The organism is Bacteroidota bacterium (assembly GCA_039714315.1).
In the GTDB taxonomy this organism is placed as follows: Bacteria; Bacteroidota; Bacteroidia; order Flavobacteriales; family JADGDT01; genus JADGDT01.
The window spans coordinates 1-4,474 of record JBDLJM010000195.1 but is presented as its reverse complement, the minus strand read 5'-3'; the positions used below and the strand labels follow the sequence as shown (position 1 = coordinate 4,474).

The 4,474-nt window shown below is 36.3% G+C and carries 5 protein-coding genes; 1 reads left to right on the top strand and 4 read right to left on the bottom strand.

Annotated elements, in window-relative coordinates; genetic code table 11:
* Window positions 1-248: 248 nt before the first annotated feature.
* The 4 genes from rplT to thrS all read right to left on the bottom strand — a co-directional run bounded on the left by rplT (window position 249) and on the right by thrS (window position 3,511).
* Window positions 249-593 (bottom strand): 50S ribosomal protein L20, encoded by a 345-nt coding sequence (rplT, locus tag ABFR62_13205; GenBank protein ID MEN8139379.1) that lies wholly within the window; start codon window positions 591-593, stop codon window positions 249-251.
* Between the two features lie 126 nt (window positions 594-719).
* A complete protein-coding gene (rpmI, locus tag ABFR62_13200) occupies window positions 720-917 on the bottom strand; it encodes a 50S ribosomal protein L35 (GenBank protein ID MEN8139378.1) in 198 nt (65 codons plus the stop codon).
* A gap of 72 nt (window positions 918-989) precedes the next feature.
* Window positions 990-1,502, bottom strand: a complete 513-nt coding sequence (gene infC, locus ABFR62_13195) for a translation initiation factor IF-3 (GenBank protein ID MEN8139377.1) — start codon at window positions 1,500-1,502, stop codon at window positions 990-992.
* A gap of 65 nt (window positions 1,503-1,567) precedes the next feature.
* Window positions 1,568-3,511 carry a threonine--tRNA ligase gene (thrS, locus tag ABFR62_13190; protein ID MEN8139376.1) on the bottom strand — a complete coding sequence of 648 codons (1,944 nt, stop codon included), beginning with the start codon at window positions 3,509-3,511 and terminating at the stop codon, window positions 1,568-1,570.
* 345 nt (window positions 3,512-3,856) lie between these two features.
* Between thrS and idi the strand changes: the two genes are divergently transcribed.
* A complete protein-coding gene (gene idi, locus ABFR62_13185; GenBank protein ID MEN8139375.1) occupies window positions 3,857-4,372 on the top strand; it encodes an isopentenyl-diphosphate Delta-isomerase in 516 nt (171 codons plus the stop codon).
* Window positions 4,373-4,474: the final 102 nt, after the last annotated feature.

Here is a 4,474-nt window from a genome sequence, read left to right as displayed (position 1 = left end):
TGGTAGAGGTGCGTTTTAGCCCCGATGGAAGTGATACCCTGCAGCAACTATTGTATTTGAATATAGGAGTACAGAAGCTCTGAGTTTGCGAAGAGATTATTTACGACTAATATGAAATACAATAGGGGCGAAGCGTATAAACGGACAGCGGGAAACAGCTTCTAAAAATATATGGCACAAAAAAAAACCACCCCAAAAAGAGGTGGCTTTGTATAAGTAGGATAATTATATTATTTATTAAATAAAATCTATTTTACTTTCTCAACAATAGCTTTGAAAGCTTCAGGGTGGTTCATAGCTAAATCGGCAAGAACTTTACGGTTCAAATCGATGTTGTTAGCTTTGATAGCCCCCATTAACTGAGAGTAAGACATACCATTGATACGTGCACCGGCGTTAATACGAACGATCCACAAAGATCTGAATGAACGTTTTTTGTTCTTACGATCTCTATAAGCGTATGTTAATCCTTTTTCAACAGCATTTTTTGCTACTGTCCAAACATTTTTTCTTCTTCCAAAGTATCCTTTGGCTTGCTTCAAGACTCTTTTTCTTCTGGCTCTCGAAGCTACTGCGTTTACTGATCTAGGCATATTTTCCTAATTTATTTTTGTAGAGGGCGACGGACTAAACCGCACTTTGTTATTTGCACCGCTACATGGTTAATAAAATTACCGAACCTTTTCAGGTTAAGCTAAATTAATCAACAATTAAGCTGATTAAGATAAGTTTAGTTGTTGTCTGATGTTTGCTTCATCAGATTTATGAACTAAACCTGCTTGTGTAAGGTTTCTCTTTTGCTTTTTAGTCTTCTTAGTTAAGATGTGACTTTTAAAAGCGTGTTTTCTTTTCAATTTTCCAGTACCTGTCAACTTAAAACGTTTCTTAGCACTAGATTTTGTTTTCAATTTTGGCATCTTCTTCAGTTTTTAATAGCTATCCTACCTACTATTTAAAAACTCGTTACGCTATAAGCGTGAACGGTGTCTTTACTTTTTCTTTGGCGCAATGAACATTGTCATACGCTTTCCTTCAAGTCTTGGCATTTGTTCAACTTTTCCAAACTCTTCAAGGTCCTGAGCTAATTTTAACAACAATATTTGACCTTGTTCTTTGAATATAATTGAACGACCTTTAAAGAATACAAAAGCTTTTAATTTAGCTCCGTCTTTTAAGAACTTTTCAGCGTGCTTTTTCTTAAATTCGTAATCGTGATCATCGGTTTGCGGACCAAAACGAATCTCTTTGATTACTACTTTAGAAGCTTTTGACTTGAGTTCTTTTTGTTTCTTTTTCTGATCGTACAAGAACTTTTTGTAATCGATAATTTTACATACCGGAGGAACCGCTTTTGGCGAAATCTCTACTAAGTCTAATTCTTGCTCTTGTGCAATCTTTAAAGCATCGCGAGTTTGATAAACACCAATCTCAACGTTTTCGCCCACCAATCTGATTTCCGGAATTCTTATTTCACGGTTAATTCTATGTGGGTTCTCTTTAATTACTCTTAGAGGGCGACGTCCTCCTTTTCTTCTTATAGCCAGGGCTCTAAAATTTTAATTAATAATTAGTTAAATTGTTTTAAAGTATTATTTATTTCCTCGTTAACCAAGGTAGTAAATTCTTTAGTTGTAAAGCTTCCTAAATCTCCATGACCATGTTTTCTGACAGAAAGTTTTAATTCTTTCTCTTCGTTTTCTCCAACAATGATCATGAACGGGATTTTTGAAATTTCCGCATCGCGAATCTTTCTTCCAATTTTTTCAGCTCTCTCGTCAATGAGCGTGCGAATTTCGGAATTTTCCAGGACTTGTGAAACTTTTTTGGCATAATTATGATATTTCTCACTGATTGGCAGTATAATAGCCTGTTCAGGAGTTAACCAAAGAGGAAAATTACCCCCTGTGTGTTCTATCAAAATAGCAATAAATCGTTCCATAGACCCAAAAGGAGCGCGATGTATCATAACAGGGCGGTGATCCTTGTCGTCAGATCCTTTATATGTCAGTTCAAAACGTTCCGGTAAATTGTAGTCAACCTGAATAGTTCCAAGCTGCCAGCTACGACCGATTGCATCTCTTACCATAAAGTCAAGTTTTGGTCCATAGAATGCGGCTTCACCATATTCTATAGTAGTTTCCAGCCCTTTTTCTTTAGTAGCTTCGATAATAGCATTTTCGGCTTTTTCCCAGTTTTCGTCCGATCCTATATATTTGCTTTTATCTTCTTTGTCTCTAAGCGATATTTGAGCTGTGAAATCTTCAAACCCTAAGGATGAGAATACATACTTCACAAGATCAATAACAGCTTTGAACTCTTCATTAAGCTGATCAGGTGTACAGAAAATATGTGCATCATCCTGAGTAAAACTTCTAACACGGGTAAGCCCGTGTAATTCTCCTGACTGTTCGTAGCGGTAAACCGTACCAAATTCGGCATAGCGAATAGGCAGATCTTTGTACGACCACGGTTCAGCTTTATACATCTCACAGTGGTGAGGGCAGTTCATAGGTTTCAATAAATATTCTTCACCTTCGTTTGGAGTATTTATTGGCTGGAACGAATCAGCACCATATTTAGCATAGTGTCCCGATGTTTCATATAAAGCTTTATCTCCGATGTGTGGAGAAATAACCTGATCGTATCCGGCAGTTTTCTGAGCTTTTTTGAGGAAGCTTTCAAGTCTTTCTCTTAAAGCAGCACCTTTTGGTAACCATAATGGAAGACCTTGTCCAACTCTTTGAGAGAAAGTAAACAACTTAAGTTCTTTTCCTAATTTACGGTGATCACGTTTCTTGGCTTCTTCAAGTTTCTCTAAATATTCTTTCAGTAATTTTTGCTTTGGGAAAGATATACCATAAACACGAGTAAGCTGTTCTTTGTTTTCGTCGCCACGCCAGTAAGCACCGGCAACACTCATTACTTTTACTGCTTTAATTATTCCTGTATTAGGGATGTGTCCACCTCTACAAAGGTCAGTAAAATTACCATGATCGCAGAAAGATATAGCCCCATCTACAAGGTTTTCGATTAATTCTACCTTGTATTGGTTGCCTTCTTTTTCATATTTTTTTAACGCTTCAACTTTGCTTACGTTATGCAGTTTGAATTGTGCTTTTTCACGGGCAAATTCCAACATTTTATCTTCCACTTTCTTAAAATCCTTTTCAGTGAAAGAATATTCCCCAAAATCAACATCGTAATAGAAACCATTCTCAATAGACGGGCCTATAGTTAATTTTATTCCCGGATAGAAAAATTCAAGAGTCTGAGCAAGTATGTGTGCCGACGAGTGCCAAAAAGCATCTTTTCCTTCTTTACTTTCGAAGGTAAAAAGCGTCAGGGTAGCATCCGTATTGATCGGAGTGGTGGTTTCTACAATTACATCATTTACTTTTGCAGAAATTACATTACGGGCCAAACCACTACTGATAGAGTTGGCGACATCAAATGGAGTTACGCCTTGTTCAAATTCCTTTACGGAACCATCAGGCAATGTTATTTTAATCATCGACTTCTATTTAACTTTTTATTAGAGTCTGCAAATTTATAAAAACTTTAAGTTATGAGCTTTTATAATGGGAGTTATTTTAAGACAAAAGATAAAAGACAAAAGACGGAAGACAAAAGATACCTGCCTGCGTGACTCAGTCAGGCAGGAAAGACAAAAGATGGAAGACGAAAGACAAGATGAAAGCCTGCCACGCCTTTCGTGGATAAAAGATTAAATTGATATTTAAAGATGAATGGTTGAAGTTCAAAAAAAATACATATAACCTTTTAACCTATTAATCTTTTAAGCCAAAAAGAAGATATTATATTTGCACATTCAAAGGAAAAAGAAAAAAGAAAAAACATGTCCGTAGAAAAGGTTGTATTAGTTAACGAAAATGATGAAGTAGTAGGGGCAATGGAGAAGATCGAAGCGCATGAAAAGGCTTTGCTTCACAGGGCATTTTCGGTTTTTATAATTAATAAAAAAAATGAACTGATGCTTCAGCGGAGAGCATTGGGGAAATATCATTCTCCGGGCTTATGGACTAATACATGTTGTTCGCATCCGAGAGTTGGAGAGAGCTATGAGGATGGAGCACATCGCAGAATGGTTGAAGAGATGGGCTTTGACTGCGAATTAAAAGATATTTTCTCCTTTATATATAAAGCTCCTTTCGACAACGGACTTACCGAGCATGAACTCGATCATGTTTTTGTTGGTTATTGCGAAACCGAACCCGTTATTAATCCGGAAGAGGTTGACAGCTGGAAGTGGATAGCAATAGACGATCTGAAAAATGACATTTTAGAAAATCCTGATAATTATACCGTTTGGTTTAAGATAATTTTTGAGAAATTTTCGGAGTATTTTGATTAGTTTATAACGTTAATCCTATTTATCCTTAAGTGGATAGAAGAAAAAAATGACGTCATCTATAGCAGATGACGTCATTTTTTTTGAAAACATACTTAATAAAAG